Raw genomic sequence first — 16,999 nt, forward strand, 5'->3', positions numbered from 1 at the left:
AACGCCACCTCACCAACGCCATCTACCGGGCCCTGCTCACCGACCACCAACACCAGCTACAAGCAGCAACTTGACATAGAAGCTTCATTCACTGCGTCGCCGCCGAGCCCATCCGCCGTGCTGACCAGTGCACCCGGGTGGTGCTGTCCATGCCCGCGCCAAGCCAGGCCGCTACCATCGCGTTCCGGGCGTGATCGGGGAGCGGAAGGCGGGCAGGCGTGGACGTGGCGAGTCCGACGCGCGCCGCCGCCCCGGAACCCTCGCTCGCGAAACCCGCGCGGCCCCTGCTGCGCTGGGGCATCCACGCCGGCTGGGTGGTCCTGCTGGCCCTGGCCACCGAACTGCGCGTCGGCCGCTTCGGGTTCCACCCCTCCGACCAAGGCTTCATCCTCGCCCAGGCGTGGCGCGTGCTGCACGGCGAAGTCCCGCACGCCGACATCATCTCCGCCCGCCCGCTCGGGTCCGCGGTGCTGCACGTCGCCGACTACGCCCTGCCGATGCCGCTGTTCTTCGGGTCGAGCTTCCTTTCGATGATCGAGATCATCGTCGCCACCATCGCCTTCGCCACACTGGTCACTCGCCGCCGGGTTCTCGGCTGGGGCCCGGGCATGACCGCGATGGTCGCGGCGGCGTCGCTGATCAACCTCAACGCCTTCCCGCTGATGGCCTGGCACACCGTCGACGGCATCGCGCTCACCGCGTGCGGCGCGTGGGCCCTCGACACCGGGCTCGGCAAGAACCACGCACTCGCCCGCCGGGGTGGTCTCGTACTGCTCGGCTGCGCGGTGTTCGTCAAGCAGAGCTTCGTGCTGGCCGCGGTGATCGGGGTGGTGTGGCTGCTGCTGCACCCGGCCACCCGGACGGGCAGCCGGCGCGTGCTCCGGTTCGTCCTCGACCTCCTCGCGCTCGGCGCGCCCGGCCTGCTGTACGTCGCCTGGGTCAGCCTCGGCGGCGGGTTCGCCGAGATGGTCGAGCAGCTGACCGGCGGCGTGCCCGCGTACGGCCAGCGGCTGCTCGGGCTCTGGCTCGAAGACCCCGAGGTGCTGACCCGGGCACCGATGCGGGAACTGGGTTTCTTCGCCGCGATCGCCGTCGTGCTGCTGGCCGTCCGGCTGCCCGGCGACCGGCTCGGCGCGGCCGGGCGCGCCGCGTCCTGGGTGCTCGTGCTCGCCGGCGCGGCGGCCGTCGTCTGGACGGTCGTCGACGGCCGGTTCACCGGCTCCTCGCGCTGGGCGGACGTCCTGTGGTGGATCGTCGCGGTCAGCGTGCCGGTCAACGCGGCCGTCACGCGGAAGGTGCCGTGGGCCGGGCTGCTGGTGCTCGCCACCGGGTTCATGACGAGCCTGTCGTGGGGCAACGACACGCCGACGCTGCTCACCGGCACCCTCGCGCTGACGGCGTTGCTGCTGCTGAGCCACGTCGTCCCGCCGCGGCCGCGGCTCGCGCGCCGCTGGGTGACCGCGACGGCGGGCCTGACGGCGGTCGCGGTGTGCGGCTGGGTCGTCGTCGCGCGCCACGACCAGGCGGCCTACCTCGACCTGAGCCACGACCGGCTGACCGCGGACCTCGGTGACGTCAGCCCGGCGATGGCCGGCATCCGCACCAACCCCTCGACGCACGCGTTCGTCCGGCAGATCCGCGACTGCCTCGAGCGGTTCCCCGCCGGAAAGACCGCGATCCTGCCGGACAGCACATTCGCCTACCCGGCGTTCGGCCTGCGCAACCCGTTCCCGCTGGAGTGGCCGCTGCCGCTGGAGATCGTCGGCGACGCACCCGAGCGGATGCTCGCGAAGGCCGACGAGCTGAACCGCGACGGCGGCTACCTGGTGCTGTTCGAGACGGATTCGATCCGGATGCTCGCGACCGGCGGCCCGGTGCCGGAGTCGATCCCGCTCGACACCCCGGTGTTCGACTACCTGGGTCTGGAGAAGGCGATCCAGGCCCGGCTCACGGGCCGCGCGGTCACCTGCGGCAGCTTCGTCGGGAAGTACGCGCCCTAGCCCCGCTCGCCCCGGACCAGCTCGAGCAGGCTCTCCGGGACGTCGTCGCCGAACAGGCTCTCGAGCAGGACGGCGTCGTCGACGGGGGTCGCGGCGCGGACGAACATGGCCTCCTCGTAGGCGGCGATGCCGGCTTCGACGTCGCCGGGGTGCGCGGCGAGGGCCTGGCCGAGCTCCGCGCCGTCGAGCATGGCCAGGTTGGCGCCTTCGCCGTTCGGGGGCGCGAGGTGCGCGGCGTCGCCGACGAGGGTCACGCCCGGCACGCGGTCCCAGCGGAGCCCGACCGGCAGCGTGTAGTGCGGGCGCAGGATCGGGTCGGTGTCGCCGTCGGTGATCAGCGCCGTGAGCTCCGGCGCCCAGCCGTCGAACTCCGCCGCGATCCGCGCCGCGGCGGCCGCCGGCTCGGTGAAGTCGATGGCGGCGAACCAGTCCAGCGGCCGAGCGAGCGCCACGTAGGTGTGCACGGTGTCGCCGCTTTCGCGGTGGGCGTTGATGCTGTCGTCCGGCGAGCCGCCGTGCGCGACCATCGACCCGCCGCCGACCGCCGCCGCGGTGGCGGGGTGCTTCGCGACGACGTCGAACAGGTAGGTCTCGACGAACGCCGTGCCCTCGTACTCCGGGGTCGCGTCGGTGAGCAGCGGCCGGACCTTCGACCAGGCGCCGTCCGCCCCGACCAGCAGGTCCGTGACGACGGTGCTGCCGCCGGCGAAGGTCACCTCGTGGCTGCCGTCGTCGAGCGTCCGGGCACCGCTGACCTTGTAGTCCCATTTGACGGTGCCATCGGGGAGCGCGTCGAGCAGCATCTGCCGCAGCTCGCCGCGCTGCACCTCGGGCCGGCCGCCGGTCCCGTCGTCGACCTTTTCGTACAGCAGGTTCCCGTCCCGGTCGAGGATCCGCATCGCCTGGCGGCCGTCCAGGACGAGACCGCGGAACTCGTCCGCCAGGCCGGCGGCTTCGACGGCGACCTGCCCGTTGTAGTCGTGGATGTCGAGCATCCCGCCCTGCAGGCGCGCCATCGGGGAGGACTCGGCCTCGTAGACCGTGACGGGGATGCCGTGGACGTGCAGGACCCTGGCCAGGGTGAGGCCGCCGAGGCCGGCGCCGATGATCGTGACGTTCACGGATGCTCCTTCGGTTCGTTTCGCGACGACCGAAGAGTGACGCGGCTACCTGACGCGGGCCGCACACCGCACTGGCACGCCGCTGGCACCGCCGTCAGTCGGCCAGCAGGTCGTCCGGGCTGCCGCTCGCCAGCGTCGCCAGGACGCCCAGCGCCGCGGCCAGCGTCGCCACCGGCGGGGCCGAGACCGCGATGCGCACGGCGTTCGGCGCGTGGCCCGGCAGCACCGCGAACGCCGCGGCCGGCGACAGGGCGATGCCCCGGCGGGCCGCCGCCGCGACGAACGTCTCCGCCCGCCACTGCTCCGGCAGCTCCCACCAGCGGTGGTAGGACGCCGCGTCGCCCTGGAGGCCCGGCAGCTCCGCCTCGACCACCGACGCCCGCGCCGCGGCGTCGAGACGTTTCGCGGCTTCGATGTCGGCGAGGGTGCCGGTGACGATCCACTGCGTCGCCGCTTCGACGGCGAAGCGCGACGCGGCCCAGGCGCCCGAGCGCACCGACGACGCCAGCCGCGCGGTCCAGGCCGGGGGCGCCACCAGGAATCCCGCTGTCAGGCCGGGGGCGACGCGCTTGGACAGGCTGTCGACGAACACCGTCCGCTCCGGCGCGTAGGCGGCGAAGGGCCGGACGTCGTCGCGCAGGAACGTGTAGATGCCGTCCTCGATCACCGGCAGGTCCAGCCGGGCGGTGACGGCGGCCAGTTCTTCGCGGCGCTGCGGAGGCATCGTCGTGCCGAGCGGGTTGTGCAGCGTCGGCTGGACGTACAGCGCGCGCACCGGCCCGGCCGCGGCCAAGGCGTCCGGCACCAGGCCGTGCTCGTCGGTCTCGATCGGCACCAGCTCCACGCCGAGCCGTGCGGCCAGGGCCTTCACCACCGGGTAGGTCAGCGATTCCACGGCGAGCCGCTCCCCCACCGGCACGAACGCGGCGATCGCGGCCGCGATGGCCTGCCGGCCGTTGCCGGTGAACAGGATCGTTGCCGGGTCCGGGCGCCAGTCGCCGCGCGTGAGCAGTGTGGCCGCGGCTTCGCGGGCGGCGCGCGTGCCCGCGGCGCCGATCGGGTGCAGGGCCGCGGTGAGGACGTCCGGCCGGAGCAGCGGTTCGAGCGCTCGCGCAAGATGCGCACTCTGGTCGGGCAGGACGGCGAAGTTGAGCTCGAGGTCGACGCGGGCACCGCCGGGTTCGGCGAGCGCGGGTTCGGGCGGCGGTTTCGCGGCCCGCACGAACGTGCCGCGCCCGACTTCGCCGACGGCCAGGCCGCGCCGGACGAGCTCGCCGTAGACGCGGGCGGCGGTGGAGTTGGCGAGCCCGCGCTGCCGCGCGAAGCGGCGCTGCGGCGGAAGACGGTCACCGGGACGGAGCCGGCCGGCCTCGATGTCGGCGGCGAGGGCGTCCGCGACGACGCGGTAGTCGTCCATGTCCACCTTCCCGCCTTCGATCGCTCCGAGCATGATCCCAGCCCGCCGGGGCCGCTCCCGCAAGCGCCCCAATGTGGCCTTGGTTGCGTCCCACGCACCGAAGGCCGCCTTGGGTGCGTCAGACGCACCGAAGGCCACATTGGGGCGCTTGGGTCGTGGTCGTGTCCCGGTACCCGGCGTGCGTGGCCGCTAGATTGGCCGTGGAGGTGCCATGACCAACAAGACCTGGGCCGAAGTCGACGACTACCTCACCGAAGCACTGCTCGCCCCCGATCCGGTGCTCGACGACGCGCTCGCCGACTCGGCCGCCGCCGGGCTGCCGCACATCGCCGTCGCCCCCAACCAGGGCAAGCTGCTGAACCTGCTGGCCCGCCAGGCCGGGGCCCGCTCGATCCTCGAGATCGGCACGCTCGGCGGGTACAGCACGATCTGGCTGGCCCGCGCACTCCCGGCCGGCGGCAAGCTGGTGACCTGCGAGTACGAGCCCAAGCACGCCGAAGTCGCCCGGGCCAACCTGGCGCGCGCGGGCTTCGGCGAGGACGTCGTCGAGATCAAGGTCGGCGCCGCGCTCGACACGCTGGCGACGCTGACCGGGCCGTTCGACTTCGTCTTCGTCGACGCCGACAAGCGCAACCTCGGGAACTACGTGCGCGCGGCGCTGGAGCTGTCGCGGCCGGGCACGACGATCGTCGTCGACAACGTCGTCCGGGCCGGCCGGGTGACCGACGCGGCGAGCACCGACCCGGACGTCGTGGGCGTGCGGGAGATGTTCGGCTTCCTCTCCGCCGAGCCGCGGCTGGACGCGACCGCCGTCCAGACCGTGGGCGGCAAGGGGCACGACGGGTTCGTGCTGGCCCTCGTCCGCTGACTCACCGCGGCGGCCGCGCCACCACCGGCGGCTCGCCCGGAGCCGTCGGCCGGGGCGGCACGCCCTGGTGCGCCGCGGCCATGAACCCGCGCCAGATGTCGGCCGGGACGACGTCGCCGGTGAGCTTCGCGCCGTTCGCGTCCTTCAGCCGGCGGTCGTCGTCGGAGCCGATCCAGACCGCGGCCGCCAGCTCCGGGGTGTAGCCGACGGCCCACGCGTCCTGGTTGTCCGGGCTGCTGCCGTGCTCCGCCTCGCCGGTGCGCAGCGCGGCCCCGCCGCCGTCGGTCAGCGTGCTGGTGACGTCCCGGGCGATGCGGCGGCTTTCGTCGCCGTCTTCGTCGAACGCGGGGCGCGAGGCGTCGGTGTGCTCCCAGATGACCGCGCCGCTCTCGTCGCGCACCTTCGCCACGAGGTGCGGGGTCGTGCGGCGGCCGTCCGCGGCGAAGGTCGCGTAGGCGCCGGCCAGGTCGAGCGGCCGCAGCGGGTAGCGGCCGATCGCGATGCCCGGCCCGATCAGGAAGCCGTCCTTCTCTCGCATGGTCGGGGTGCCGTCGACGGTGTCGGGGATGCCCGCCTGCCGCGCGGCGTCGCTCAGCGCCTCCGGGCCCAACTTCTTCGCCAGGGCGATGAACGGGCCGTCGGCGTGCGCCCGCATCGCCGTGCGCGGTGTGCACTTGGGGCCGCAGACGTCCGGGTACTTGAACTTCTCGCCGAGGAACTCCTGCTCCTCGGGCGCCGGGACGGGCACGTCCGGGCGGTAGCCGCGGCGCAGGGCGGCGGCGAGCGTGAACGGGTAGAACGCCGAGCCGGCCGCGTGCGGGGTGCTCGCGTAGTCGCGGACGCCCTGGTCGCCCCCCTGGTAGACGCGCACGGCGCCGGTCTTCGGGTCGACCGCGACCACCGCGCCGCGGAACTCCTTCGGCTCGTCCTTCAGCCTGTCCTGCAACGCCTTCTTCGCGGCGTCCTGCATGCCGCGGTCCAGGGTCGTCTCGACCGTCATGTTGCCCTGCTGGAGCCGGCCGAGCGGGAAGCCGTCCTGCTCGAGCTCGGCGAGCACCTGCTGCTTGATGTGGAACTCGTCGTAGGTGAGGCGGCCCGCGCGGGTCTCCGACGGCGCCTGGATCTCGTCGCCGGGGTAGGCCATCGGTTCACCGGCCTTGACGTAACCGCGGTCCACCAGCTTGTCGTGCACGTACTGCCAGCGCCGGGCCGCGTGGACGTCCCCGGACGCGGCCGGGTCGTGCACCGACGGCGACTGGATCATCCCGGCGAGGAACGCCGCTTCGCTCCACGTCATCGAGTCGTCGAGCTTCTTGCCGAAGTAGGCGTTCATCGCCGCGGCGGGCCCGAACGTGCCGCGGCCGAAGGAGATGATGTTGACGTAGCTTTCGAAGATCTGTTCTTTGCTCTGCTCCTGGGTGATCTTCGTGGACAGGACCAGCTCGGCGAACTTGCGGCCGAGGGTCGCGTCGTCGTCGCCGGTGGACTTCTTGATGTACTGCTGGGTGATCCCGGACCCGCCGCCGACGCCGGTGAGGAACGCGCGGCCGATGCCGGTCGGGTCGAAGCCCTGGTTGTCCCAGAAGGTCGGGTCCTCGGTGGCGATGATGGCGTCACGCAGCTTCGCGGGCACCTGCGCGTAGGGCACGAACGTCCGGTCGCCGTCGGCCGGGATGACCTTGAGCAGCGGCGACCCGTCCGAATACTGCAGGACGACGGTCTTGTCGAGCCCGTCGAGCACCTCTTGCGGGCTGCGGACGTCGAGCACGAGGTAGGCGACCCAGAAGGCGATCAGTGGCACGCCGACGAGCAGCCCGAAGGTCCAGTACCCGATGCGCCGGACCCGCCGCCACCGCCGGCGTCGCGGGGTGTCCGGCTTCTCGTTCTCTTCCTCTATTTCCTCCGTCGCCAAGGTCACGAATGGATGACGGCCGAACGGGTGAGGAGGTTCTGTGGAGAACTAACGAGGTTGTTCGAATCCTGTCAAGACGGGCTCACGCCAGGAACGCGCGCAGCAGCGAAGCCGTGCCTTCGATGTGTTCCGCCATGGCCTGGCGGGCCGCGGGGGCGTCGCCGGCCAGGATCGCGTCGACGATCGCCTCGTGCTGGGCGTTCGAGTGCTCGAGGTTGGGCGGGAGCAGCGGGATCCGGTCGAGCAGCTGGTTGACGCGGGTGCGGGCGTCGGCCATCGCCGTGGTCAGGGAGCCGGACGCCGTCACCTCCGCGATCGCGAGGTGCAGGCGGGAGTCCTTGCGGCGGTAGTCGTCGAGGTTCGCGCTCGCGGCTTCGGCGAGCGTGCCGGTGAGGTGCCGGCGGTCGGCGGGACTGAGCGAGCGGGCGGCGGCCATTTCCGCGGCGCCGGTCTCGAGGACGTAGCGGAGGCACAACGCGTCCTCCAGGCCGGCGGCGTCGATCTTGCCGTCGGGTTCGGGCGGTCCGGGCAGGGTGTCGTGCACGAAAGTGCCGCCATAACGGCCCCGCCGTGACTCGACGTAACCGGCGTCGGAGAGGGCCCGGATGGCTTCGCGGAGCGTGACGCGGCTGACCCCGAGCCGTTCGGCGAGCTCACGCTCCGACGGCAGCCGCTCCCCCGCCCCGACGACGCCGAGGCGGATGGCCTGGAGCAGCCGCTCGACGGTCTCCTCGAAGGCGTTGCCCGCGCGGACCGGCCGGAACAGCGCTTCACCGGCATTCACCACCGAGGTCGGTTCCATCCCGCGAGTTTAGGCCGCGGTGCGAGGTCCCTCCCCGCCGCGGCGCACCTTCGGAGTGGCCGCGAACGGTCGCTGTCGGTGACAATGCTGTTCGCGCGCGGAAAAACCGGTGGAACCGGACGGCCACGGTCGGCGACGATGACACCACCGACACCGAACATCGACGCAGGGGGCGATCCGGTGCACTTCCTGATGGCCGAGGATCTGGTTCACGAGCGAGAGGACGAGCTGCGCCACGGCGTCCGCAACCACCCGCCGGGCCGGGCGACACCGAGCCGCCGGACGGGCACCCGTCGCCAGCAGGTCGGCTGGCGCCTGGTCGAGGTGGGGCTGAAGCTGGCGGTAGAGGACGAAGACCGACGGAACTAGCACCGCTAGAAAACGCATCTTTCCTAGGGAAAGCTCGGCCCTGGCGCTCCTGAGACGCATCTTTCCCAGGGAAAGCTCCGCTTGAGCGCCCTGAGACGCATCTTTCCCGGAGAAAGTGGCGTCTTCAGCACTCGATGACGTTCACCGCCAGGCCGCCTCGGGCCGTTTCCTTGTACTTGACGCTCATGTCCGCGCCCGTCTCGCGCATCGTCTTGATCGCCTTGTCCAGCGTCACCACGTGGCTTCCGTCGCCGCGCATGGCCATGCGGGCCGCGTGGATCGCCTTCGACGCTCCGACCGCGTTGCGCTCGATGCACGGGATCTGCACCAGGCCGCCCACCGGGTCGCACGTCAGGCCGAGGTGGTGCTCCACACCGATCTCCGCCGCGTTCTCCACCTGGGCCGGCGAGCCGCCGAGGACCTCCGTCAGGCCCGCCGCCGCCATCGCCGAAGCCGAGCCGACCTCGCCCTGGCACCCGACCTCCGCGCCCGAGATCGAGCCCGTCTGCTTGAGGATCGAGCCGATCGCGCCCGCCGTGAGCATGAACTTGACGATGCCGTCGTCGGTCGAGTGCCGGATGAACCGCTGGTAGTAGTGCAGCACCGCCGGGATGATCCCCGCCGCGCCGTTGGTGGGCGCCGTGACCACGCGCCCGCCCGCGGCGTTCTCCTCGTTCACCGCCAGCGCGTACAGGCTGACCCAGTCCATCGCGTACAACGGGTCGTCCGCGCCGTCCTCGGCCAGGAGCTTCTCGTGCAACGCCTTCGCGCGCCGCGGCACCTTCAGGCCGCCTGGGAGCACGCCTTCGTGGGTGCAGCCGTTGCGGACGCACTCCGCCATGACCGCCCAGATGTCCAGGAGCCCGGAGCGGACTTCTTCCCGCGAACGCCAGGACAGCTCGTTCGCCAGCATGATCTCGCTGATCGGCAGGCCGGTGGACGCGCAGTGCCCGAGCAGGTCGGCGCCCGTGCGGAACGGGTACGGCACCGGCGTCGAGTCCTCGACGAACACCGTGTCGGTCTCGTACGACTCGTCGCGGACGAAGCCGCCACCCACCGAGTAGTACGTGCGTTCCCGCACGAGCGTGCCCGCTGCGTCGAAGGCACGGAAGACCATGCCGTTCGGGTGCGCCGGCAACGACTTGCGCCGGTGCATCGTGAGGTCGTTGTCCTCGTCGAACGCGACCTCGTGCGTGCCACCCAGCTTCAATCGCCCGGACTCGCGGATTTCCGCGATGCGCACCGGGACGATGTCGGTGTCGATCTCTTCGGGACGCTCACCGGAAAGCCCGAGCAGCACGGCCTTGTCGCTGCCGTGACCGAACCCGGTCGCTCCGAGCGAGCCGAACAGCTCGGCCTGCACGCGGGCAACCGAAGAGAGTTCCGCGCCGAGTCCGTCCACAAAGGTCCGTGCCGCCCGCATCGGGCCGACGGTGTGGGAGCTCGACGGCCCGATGCCGATGGAAAACAGGTCGAAGACGCTGATCGCCATTGATCCGCCCCTTCCTATCGCGCCAGCAGGGAGCTGGCTTCTTGCGCGGCCGGGCCCTGGTCGGCGAGGTGCCGCAGGTTCTCCGGCAGCTCCTCCCCACGGTAACCCTTGGTCTGCGCGTAGAGCCGTCCCGCGCGGTACGACGACCGGACCAGCGGCCCCGCCATCACCCCCGCGAAGCCCATCGCCTCCGCAGCCTGAGAGTGCTCGACGAACTCCTCCGGCTTCACCCACCGATCCACCGGGTGATGCCGCGGCGACGGACGCAAATACTGCGTGATCGTCAAAATCTCGCAGCCCGCGTCGACCAGGTCCTGCATCGCCGGAGCGACCTCGTCCGGCGTCTCGCCCATGCCGAGGATGAGGTTGGACTTCGTCACCAGGCCGAACTCACGCGCCTTGGTGATGACCTCCAGCGAACGCGCGTAGCGGAAACCGGGACGGATGCGCTTGAAGATCCGCGGCACCGTCTCGACGTTGTGCGCCAGCACTTCCGGCCGCGAGCCGAAGACCTCGGCCAACTGCGCCGGGTCAGCGTTGAAGTCCGGGATCAACAGCTCGACGCCCGTGCCCGGGTTCAGGTCGTGAATCTGCCGGACGGTCTCCGCGTACAGCCAGGCACCGCCGTCCTCAAGGTCATCGCGAGCAACACCGGTCACCGTCGAATACCGCAGACCCATGGCCTGCACGGACTCCGCGACCTTCCGCGGCTCCGTGCGGTCCAAAGCAGCCGGCTTACCGGTGTCGATCTGACAGAAATCACAACGCCGGGTGCACTGGTCCCCACCGATGAGGAACGTGGCTTCGCGGTCTTCCCAGCATTCGTAGATGTTGGGACAACCCGCCTCTTCACACACCGTGTGCAAGCCTTCGCGGCGCACGAGACCCTTGAGTTCGGTGAACTCCGGCCCCATCCGCACCCGCGTCTTGATCCACGGCGGCTTCTTCTCGATCGGCGTCTCACTGTTGCGGACTTCCAGACGCAGCAGCTTCCGGCCCTCGGGCAGCGCGCTCATCGGGACAGGTCCGCGTACAACGGGTGCTTCGCGGCCAGCGCTTCGACGCGGTCGCGCAGCTTCGAACGCAGGGCGTCGTCGAAGTCCGGCTTGAGGGCCTCCGCGATGACGTCGGCGACCTCGGTGAAGTCCTCGGCCTGGAAGCCGCGGGTGGCCAGCGCCGGGGTGCCGATCCGCAGGCCGGAGGTGATCATCGGCGGGCGCGGGTCGAACGGGACGGCGTTGCGGTTGACCGTGATGCCGACCTCGTGCAGCCGGTCCTCGGCCTGCTGTCCGTCCAGAGTGGACTTGACCAGGTCGACGAGCACCAGGTGGACGTCGGTGCCGCCGGTCAGCACGCGGACACCCGCGTCGGCGCAGTCCGGCTGCGACAGCCGCGACGCCAGGATCCGCGAGCCTTCGAGGGTGCGCTGCTGACGCTCCTTGAACTCCTCGCTCGCGGCGATCTTCAGCGCGACGGCCTTGGCCGCGATGACGTGCTCCAGCGGGCCGCCCTGCTGGCCGGGGAACACCGCCGAGTTGATCTTCTTCGCCAGCTCCTGGCGGCACAGGATCAAACCGCCGCGCGGGCCGCCGAGGGTCTTGTGCGTGGTCGTGGTGACGATGTCGGCGTGCGGCACCGGCGACGGGTGCAGCCCGGTCGCGACCAGCCCGGCGAAGTGCGCCATGTCCACCATGAGACGGGCGTCGACGAGGTCGGCGATGCGGCGGAACTCGGCGAAGTCGAGCTGACGCGGGTACGCGGACCAGCCGGCGATGATCAGTTTCGGCCGGTGCTCGACGGCGAGGCGCTCGATCTCGGCCAGGTCGACGATCCCGGTCTCTTTGTCGACGTGGTAGGCGACGACGTTGTAGAGCTTGCCCGAGAAGTTGATCTTCATCCCGTGCGTCAGGTGCCCGCCGTGCGCCAGGTCGAGACCGAGGATCGTGTCGCCCGGCTTGAGCACGGCGAACATCGCGGCCGCGTTGGCCTGCGCGCCCGAGTGCGGCTGGACGTTGGCGTGCTCGGCGCCGAACAGGGCCTTCGCGCGGTCGATCGCGAGCTGCTCGACGACGTCGACGTGCTCGCAGCCGCCGTAGTAGCGGCGGCCGGGGTAGCCCTCGGCGTACTTGTTGGTCAGCACCGAACCCTGCGCCTCGAGCACGCCCACCGGGGCGAAGTTCTCGGAGGCGATCATCTCCAGGGTGGACTGCTGGCGGTTCAGTTCGTCGGCGACGGCCGCGGCGACCTCGGGGTCGACTTCGGAGAGGTGCTGGTCGAAGGTCGTCATCAGTTCTCCTGGGTGAGCGCGGCGTACGCGGCGGCGTCGAGCAGTTCGGGCACGTCGCCGGAGAGACGCACCCTGAGCAGCCAGCCTTCCGTGTACGGGTCCTCGTTGATGACCTCGGGGCGGTCCGATGTGGCGCCGTTCACCTCGACGACCTCGCCGGACACCGGCGCGTACAGCTCGCTGACCGACTTGGTCGACTCGACCTCGCCGAACACCTCGCCCGCGGTCACGGTCGCGCCGGCGTCGGGCAGCTGGACGAACACGATGTCACCGAGCGACTCGGCGGCGAAGGCGGTGATGCCGACGGTGGCGACGCCGTCCTCGACCGACAGCCACTCGTGTTCTTTGGTGTACTTCAGGTTCTCGGGGATGCTCACGGTGAAAGTCCTTACGCGCGGGAGTAGAAGGGCAGGGCGACGACCTCGACGGGCTCGATCCTGCCCCGGATGTCGACGGAGAGCTCGGTGCCGGGCTCGGCGTACGCCCGATCGACGTACGCCATGGCGATCGGGTAACCCAGCGTGGGCGACAGCGCCCCGCTGGTGACCTCGCCGATCTCGGTGCCGTCGGCCAGCAGCTTGTAGCCGTGCCGCGGAGCGCGACGGCCGGTGCCCTTGAGACCGACCCGCACGCGGGGGACGTCCGCCTTGGACCGCTCTTCCAGTGCCGCGCGGCCGACGAAGTCGCCCGGCTTCTCGAACTTGACGACGCGGCCGAGCCCGGCTTCGAACGGGCTCTGGTCGAGGGTGAGTTCGTTGCCGTACAACGGCATTCCCGCTTCCAACCGCAGCGTGTCGCGGCAGGCGAGCCCCGCCGGGACCAGGCCGTGCGGCTCACCCGCGTCCAGGAGCAGGCGCCAGATCGCCGGGGCCTCGTCGGCGTTCACGAACAGCTCGAAGCCGTCTTCGCCGGTGTAGCCGGTGCGGGCGAGCAGGATTTCGTGGCCCTTCACGACCGCCGGGACGCTGGCGTAGTACTTCAGCGCGTCCAGGTCGGCGTCGGTCACGGCGCCCAGGATCTCGACGGCCTTCGGGCCCTGGACGGCGATCAGCGCGGTCGTCTCGGACCGGTCGTCCACGACCGCGTCGAAGCCCGCGACCCGCTCTTGCAGCGCGTCCGCGACGACCTGCGCGTTGCCCGCGTTCGCGACGACCAGGTAGTGCTCGTCGGCCAGCCGGTAGACGACGAGGTCGTCCAGCACGCCGCCGTCGGCGTCGCAGATCATCGTGTACCGCGCCCGGCCCGGCTTGACCCCGGTGAGGTTGCCGACCAGCGCGAAGTCCAGGACGTCGGCCGCCTGCTTGCCGGTGACGTGGATTTCGGCCATGTGCGAGAGGTCGAACAGCCCGGCCGCCTCGCGGACGGCCTTGTGCTCGGCCAGCTCGCTGGCGTAGCGGACCGGCATGGACCAGCCGGCGAAGTCGGTGAACAGCGCACCGAGTCCCTTGTGGACTCCGTGCAGGGAGGTCTCTTTCGACACGTCGGGTTCAGCCTTCGTAAGCGTTGAGGGGCGGGCAGGAGCACACGAGGTTACGGTCACCGCGGGCGCCGTCGATGCGCCGCACCGGCGGCCAGTACTTGTTCTTCCGCGAAACACCCGCCGGGTACACCGCCAGCTCCCGGTCGTACGGCTTGTCCCACTCCCCGACCAGCGTCTCCGCGGTGTGCGGCGCCCCGCGCAGCGGCGACTCCTCCGCGCTCCACTTGCCGGCCGCGACCTCGTCGATCTCGGCCCGGATGGCGATCATCGCGGCGATGAACCGGTCGATCTCACCCAGGTCCTCGGACTCGGTCGGCTCGACCATCAGCGTCCCCGCCACCGGGAACGACATGGTCGGCGCGTGGAAGCCGTAGTCGATGAGCCGCTTCGCGACGTCGTCGACCGTCACGCCGGTCTCCTTGGTGAGCTGCCGCAGGTCGAGGATGCACTCGTGCGCGACCAGGCCGTCCTGGCCCGTGTACAGCACCGGGTAGTGCGGCGCGAGACGCGAGGCGACGTAGTTCGCGGCCAGCACGGCGACCTTGGTGGCCGCGGTCAGGCCGGACGCGCCCATCATCCGGACGTAGGCCCACGAGATCGGCAGGATCGACGCCGAGCCGTACGGCGCGCCGCTGATCGGGCCGACGCCGGTCTCCGGACCGGCGGCGTCGAGCAGCGGGTGGTTGGGCAGGTACGGCGCGAGGTGCGCGCGCACCGCGACCGGGCCGACACCCGGGCCGCCACCGCCGTGCGGGATGCAGAAGGTCTTGTGCAGGTTCAGGTGCGAGACGTCGCCGCCGAACTCGCCCGGCTTGGCCAGGCCCAGCAGCGCGTTGAGGTTCGCGCCGTCGACGTACACCTGGCCACCGCCGTCGTGGACGATCTTGGCCAGCTCGTCGATGCTGTGCTCGTAGACGCCGTGCGTGGACGGGTAGGTGACCATGATCGCGGCGAGCGTGTCGCGGTGGGTGTCCACCTTGGAGCGCAGGTCGGCCAGGTCGACGTTGCCCTCGTCGGTGCACTTGACCACCACGACGCGCATCCCGGCGAGCACCGCGGACGCGGCGTTGGTGCCGTGCGCGGACGACGGGATCAGGCAGACGTCACGACCTTCGTCGCCGTTCGCGCGGTGGTAGGCGCGGATCGCGAGCAGGCCCGCGAGTTCGCCCTGGCTGCCCGCGTTCGGCTGCAGCGACACCTTGTCGTAGCCGGTGACCTCGGCCAGCCAGTCCGCGAGCTGCCCCACGAGCGTGTGGTACCCCGAAGCGTCCTCGGCCGGGGCGAACGGGTGGATGCCCGCGAACTCGCGCCAGCTGATCGGCTCCATCTCGGTGGTGGCGTTGAGCTTCATCGTGCAGGAGCCGAGCGGGATCATGCCGCGGTCGAGCGCGTAGTCCTGGTCGGACAGGCGACGCAGGTAGCGCAGCATCGCCGTCTCGGAGCGGTGCGTGCCGAAGACCTCGTGGCCCATGAAGCCACTCTCGCGGGCGAGGCCGTTCGGCAGCGCGACGCCGTCTTGGACGTCTTCCTCGACACCGAACGCGCGCAGCACCTTCTCGGTGATCGCCGGGGTGCTGACCTCGTCGAAGGCGACGCGGACGTGGTCGGCGTCGACGTGACCGAGGTTGATCCCGGCTTCCCGCGCGGCCGCGTGGACCTCGGCGGCCTGGCCGGGGACGTGCGCGACGACCGTGTCGAAGAAGGACTCGTGCACGACCTCGACACCGGTCTTGCGGAGAGCGTCCGCGAAGCCCGCGGCGAGGCCGTGGACGCGCTGGGCGATCCGCTTGAGGCCGTCCGGGCCGTGGTAGACCGCGTACATCGCGGCCAGCACGGCGGGCAGGACCTGCGCGGTGCAGATGTTGGACGTCGCCTTCTCGCGGCGGATGTGCTGCTCACGGGTCTGCAGCGCGAGCCGGTAGGCCGGGTTGCCGTCGGCGTCGACCGAGACGCCGACCAGGCGCCCGGGCAGCGACCGCTCGAGGCCGGCGCGGACGGACATGTACCCGGCGTGCGGGCCGCCGTAGCCGAGCGGGACGCCGAAGCGCTGGGTCGAGCCCGCGGCGACGTCGGCGCCGAACTCGCCGGGCGCGGTGATCAGGGTGAGGGCGAGGAGGTCGGCGGCGACGGTGAACAGCGCGCCCGCGGCCTTCGCCGACTCGGAAATCGCGTGGTAGAAGCCGCGGCCGCGCAGCACGCCGGACGCGCCCGGGTACTGGGCGACGACGCCGAAGAAGTCGTCCGGGAGGCCGGTGAGCAGGTCGCGGACCTCGACCTCGATGCCCAGCGCTTCGACGCGGGTGCGCACGACGGCGATGGTCTGCGGCAGGCACTCGGCGTCCAGCACGACCTTGTTCGACTTGGACTTCGACGCGCGGCGCATCAGCGTGACGGCCTCGGCGACGGCGGTCGACTCGTCCAGCAGGGACGCGTTCGCGGTGGCCAGGCCGGTCAGGTCGGCGACCATGGTCTGGAAGTTGAGGAGAGCTTCGAGGCGGCCCTGGGAGATTTCCGGCTGGTAGGGCGTGTACGCGGTGTACCAGGCCGGGTTCTCGAGGACGTTGCGGCGGATCACGCCGGGGGTGACGGTGTCGGAGTAGCCGAGGCCGATCATCTGCGTCATCGGGCGGTTGAGCGCGGCGAGGGCGCGCAGCTCCGCGGTGGCGTCCTCTTCGGACGCGGCGGGCGGGAGCCGCAGGTCGGCGGTGGCGCGGATGGCGCTCGGGACGGCGGCGCCGACGAGGGCGTCCAGGCTGCCGTAGCCGCACTCGGCCAGCATCTTCGCGCGTTCGGCCTCGGACGGGCCGATGTGGCGGGCGTCGAACTGCGTGGAAGTGATCGGGAGCTCCTCAGGCCGGGCGCACAACGGTGCGCTGGGAACTCCCCCTCTGTCATGGCACCTGAGAGTTTCACCGTGGTGCTTGAAAGACAGCACGGCTTTCACCTTGGGTGAGACGCGGGTGCGCCTGCTTTCCAGAGTGGCCTCGCGCGAAGCGGTAGCGGTTACCTGAGAGATTCCGGGGAGTTTGCTCCTTCGGTGCCCCACTGAGTTCGTGAGGGCTCTCCCGCCTCGGCTCGACGGCCCGATCTGCAGTTGTGGCGGCCACGGTACCTGCCGCCTCCAAGGTCCGTCTACTTCACCGGGCCAACGCCACAGTGATCCTCGCCCCTGCCCCAAGCGCCCCAATGTGGCCTTGGTTGCGTTCAACGCACCGAAGGCCGCCTTGGGTGCGTTGAACGCACCGAAGGCC

Annotated in this window: 13 protein-coding genes and 1 riboswitch; of the genes, 3 read left to right on the forward strand and 10 right to left on the reverse strand. The window is 71.3% G+C overall.

Going from position 1 to position 16,999, the window contains the following annotated elements:
- The first annotated feature begins 218 nt into the window (after positions 1-218).
- On the forward strand, positions 219-2,000 hold the full coding sequence (locus AB0M83_RS45860) for a hypothetical protein (protein WP_364528171.1): 1,782 nt from the start codon (positions 219-221) through the stop codon (positions 1,998-2,000).
- Here the strand turns inward: AB0M83_RS45860 and AB0M83_RS45865 are convergent.
- Entirely contained in the window at positions 1,997-3,121 is a 1,125-nt protein-coding gene (locus AB0M83_RS45865) for an NAD(P)/FAD-dependent oxidoreductase (protein WP_364528174.1), read from the reverse strand. The two genes, AB0M83_RS45860 and AB0M83_RS45865, sit on opposite strands and share 4 nt — an antisense overlap.
- Before the next feature lie 94 nt (positions 3,122-3,215).
- Entirely contained in the window at positions 3,216-4,538 is a 1,323-nt protein-coding gene (locus AB0M83_RS45870) for a PLP-dependent aminotransferase family protein (RefSeq protein ID WP_364528207.1), read from the reverse strand.
- Between the two features lie 211 nt (positions 4,539-4,749).
- On the opposite strand from AB0M83_RS45870, the gene AB0M83_RS45875 reads away from it, so the two are divergent.
- Complete coding sequence (locus tag AB0M83_RS45875) at positions 4,750-5,406, forward strand: O-methyltransferase (protein ID WP_364528177.1); 657 nt, start codon at positions 4,750-4,752, stop codon at positions 5,404-5,406.
- Position 5,407: 1 nt separating this feature from the next.
- Here AB0M83_RS45875 and AB0M83_RS45880 read toward each other — a convergent pair whose 3' ends face one another.
- The gene (locus tag AB0M83_RS45880; RefSeq protein ID WP_364528180.1) at positions 5,408-7,324 is read right to left on the reverse strand and encodes a transglycosylase domain-containing protein; all 1,917 of its coding nucleotides are present in this window, start codon (positions 7,322-7,324) and stop codon (positions 5,408-5,410) included.
- Between the two features lie 76 nt (positions 7,325-7,400).
- Complete coding sequence (locus AB0M83_RS45885; protein WP_364528183.1) at positions 7,401-8,120, reverse strand: GntR family transcriptional regulator; 720 nt, start codon at positions 8,118-8,120, stop codon at positions 7,401-7,403.
- Positions 8,121-8,198: 78 nt separating this feature from the next.
- Between AB0M83_RS45885 and AB0M83_RS45890 the strand changes: the two genes are divergently transcribed.
- Positions 8,199-8,489: a hypothetical protein gene (locus tag AB0M83_RS45890; protein WP_364528186.1), complete on the forward strand. Its 291-nt coding sequence runs from the start codon at positions 8,199-8,201 to the stop codon at positions 8,487-8,489.
- A gap of 124 nt (positions 8,490-8,613) precedes the next feature.
- Here the strand turns inward: AB0M83_RS45890 and AB0M83_RS45895 are convergent, their stop codons facing one another.
- From AB0M83_RS45895 to gcvP, 6 genes are read right to left on the reverse strand one after another with little or no spacing between them, the layout of a single operon-like run.
- Entirely contained in the window at positions 8,614-9,981 is a 1,368-nt protein-coding gene (locus AB0M83_RS45895; RefSeq protein WP_364528189.1) for an L-serine ammonia-lyase, read from the reverse strand.
- Between the two features lie 14 nt (positions 9,982-9,995).
- Positions 9,996-10,997, reverse strand: coding sequence for a lipoyl synthase (lipA, locus tag AB0M83_RS45900; protein ID WP_364528195.1), 1,002 nt, complete (start codon positions 10,995-10,997; stop codon positions 9,996-9,998).
- Positions 10,994-12,268, reverse strand: coding sequence for a serine hydroxymethyltransferase (gene glyA, locus AB0M83_RS45905; RefSeq protein WP_364528198.1), 1,275 nt, complete (start codon positions 12,266-12,268; stop codon positions 10,994-10,996). Before glyA ends, lipA begins: the two co-directional genes overlap by 4 nt.
- A complete protein-coding gene (gcvH, locus tag AB0M83_RS45910) occupies positions 12,268-12,645 on the reverse strand; it encodes a glycine cleavage system protein GcvH (RefSeq protein ID WP_364528201.1) in 378 nt (125 codons plus the stop codon). The genes glyA and gcvH overlap by 1 nt, the downstream gene beginning before the upstream one ends.
- 11 nt (positions 12,646-12,656) lie before the next feature.
- Positions 12,657-13,748 (reverse strand): glycine cleavage system aminomethyltransferase GcvT, encoded by a 1,092-nt coding sequence (gene gcvT, locus AB0M83_RS45915; protein WP_364528204.1) that lies wholly within the window; start codon positions 13,746-13,748, stop codon positions 12,657-12,659.
- A 7-nt stretch (positions 13,749-13,755) separates the two neighbouring features.
- Positions 13,756-16,587, reverse strand: coding sequence for an aminomethyl-transferring glycine dehydrogenase (gene gcvP / locus AB0M83_RS45920; RefSeq protein ID WP_364528210.1), 2,832 nt, complete (start codon positions 16,585-16,587; stop codon positions 13,756-13,758).
- A 145-nt stretch (positions 16,588-16,732) separates the two neighbouring features.
- Positions 16,733-16,826, reverse strand: a riboswitch (glycine riboswitch).
- Positions 16,827-16,999: the final 173 nt, after the last annotated feature.

Origin of the sequence: Amycolatopsis sp. NPDC051106, from assembly GCF_040682775.1 — a bacterium.
GTDB lineage: Bacteria > Actinomycetota > Actinomycetes > Mycobacteriales > Pseudonocardiaceae > Amycolatopsis.

Coding starts and splice junctions, on each gene's coding strand:
- AB0M83_RS45895 (WP_364528189.1), bottom strand. CDS start 9,981: ATGGCGATCAGCGTCTTCGACCTGTTTTCCATCGGCATCGGGCCGTCG.
- glyA (WP_364528198.1), bottom strand. CDS start 12,268: ATGACGACCTTCGACCAGCACCTCTCCGAAGTCGACCCCGAGGTCGCC.
- AB0M83_RS45885 (WP_364528183.1), bottom strand. CDS start 8,120: ATGGAACCGACCTCGGTGGTGAATGCCGGTGAAGCGCTGTTCCGGCCG.
- AB0M83_RS45875 (WP_364528177.1), top strand. CDS start 4,750: ATGACCAACAAGACCTGGGCCGAAGTCGACGACTACCTCACCGAAGCA.
- lipA (WP_364528195.1), bottom strand. CDS start 10,997: ATGAGCGCGCTGCCCGAGGGCCGGAAGCTGCTGCGTCTGGAAGTCCGC.
- AB0M83_RS45870 (WP_364528207.1), bottom strand. CDS start 4,538: ATGGACGACTACCGCGTCGTCGCGGACGCCCTCGCCGCCGACATCGAG.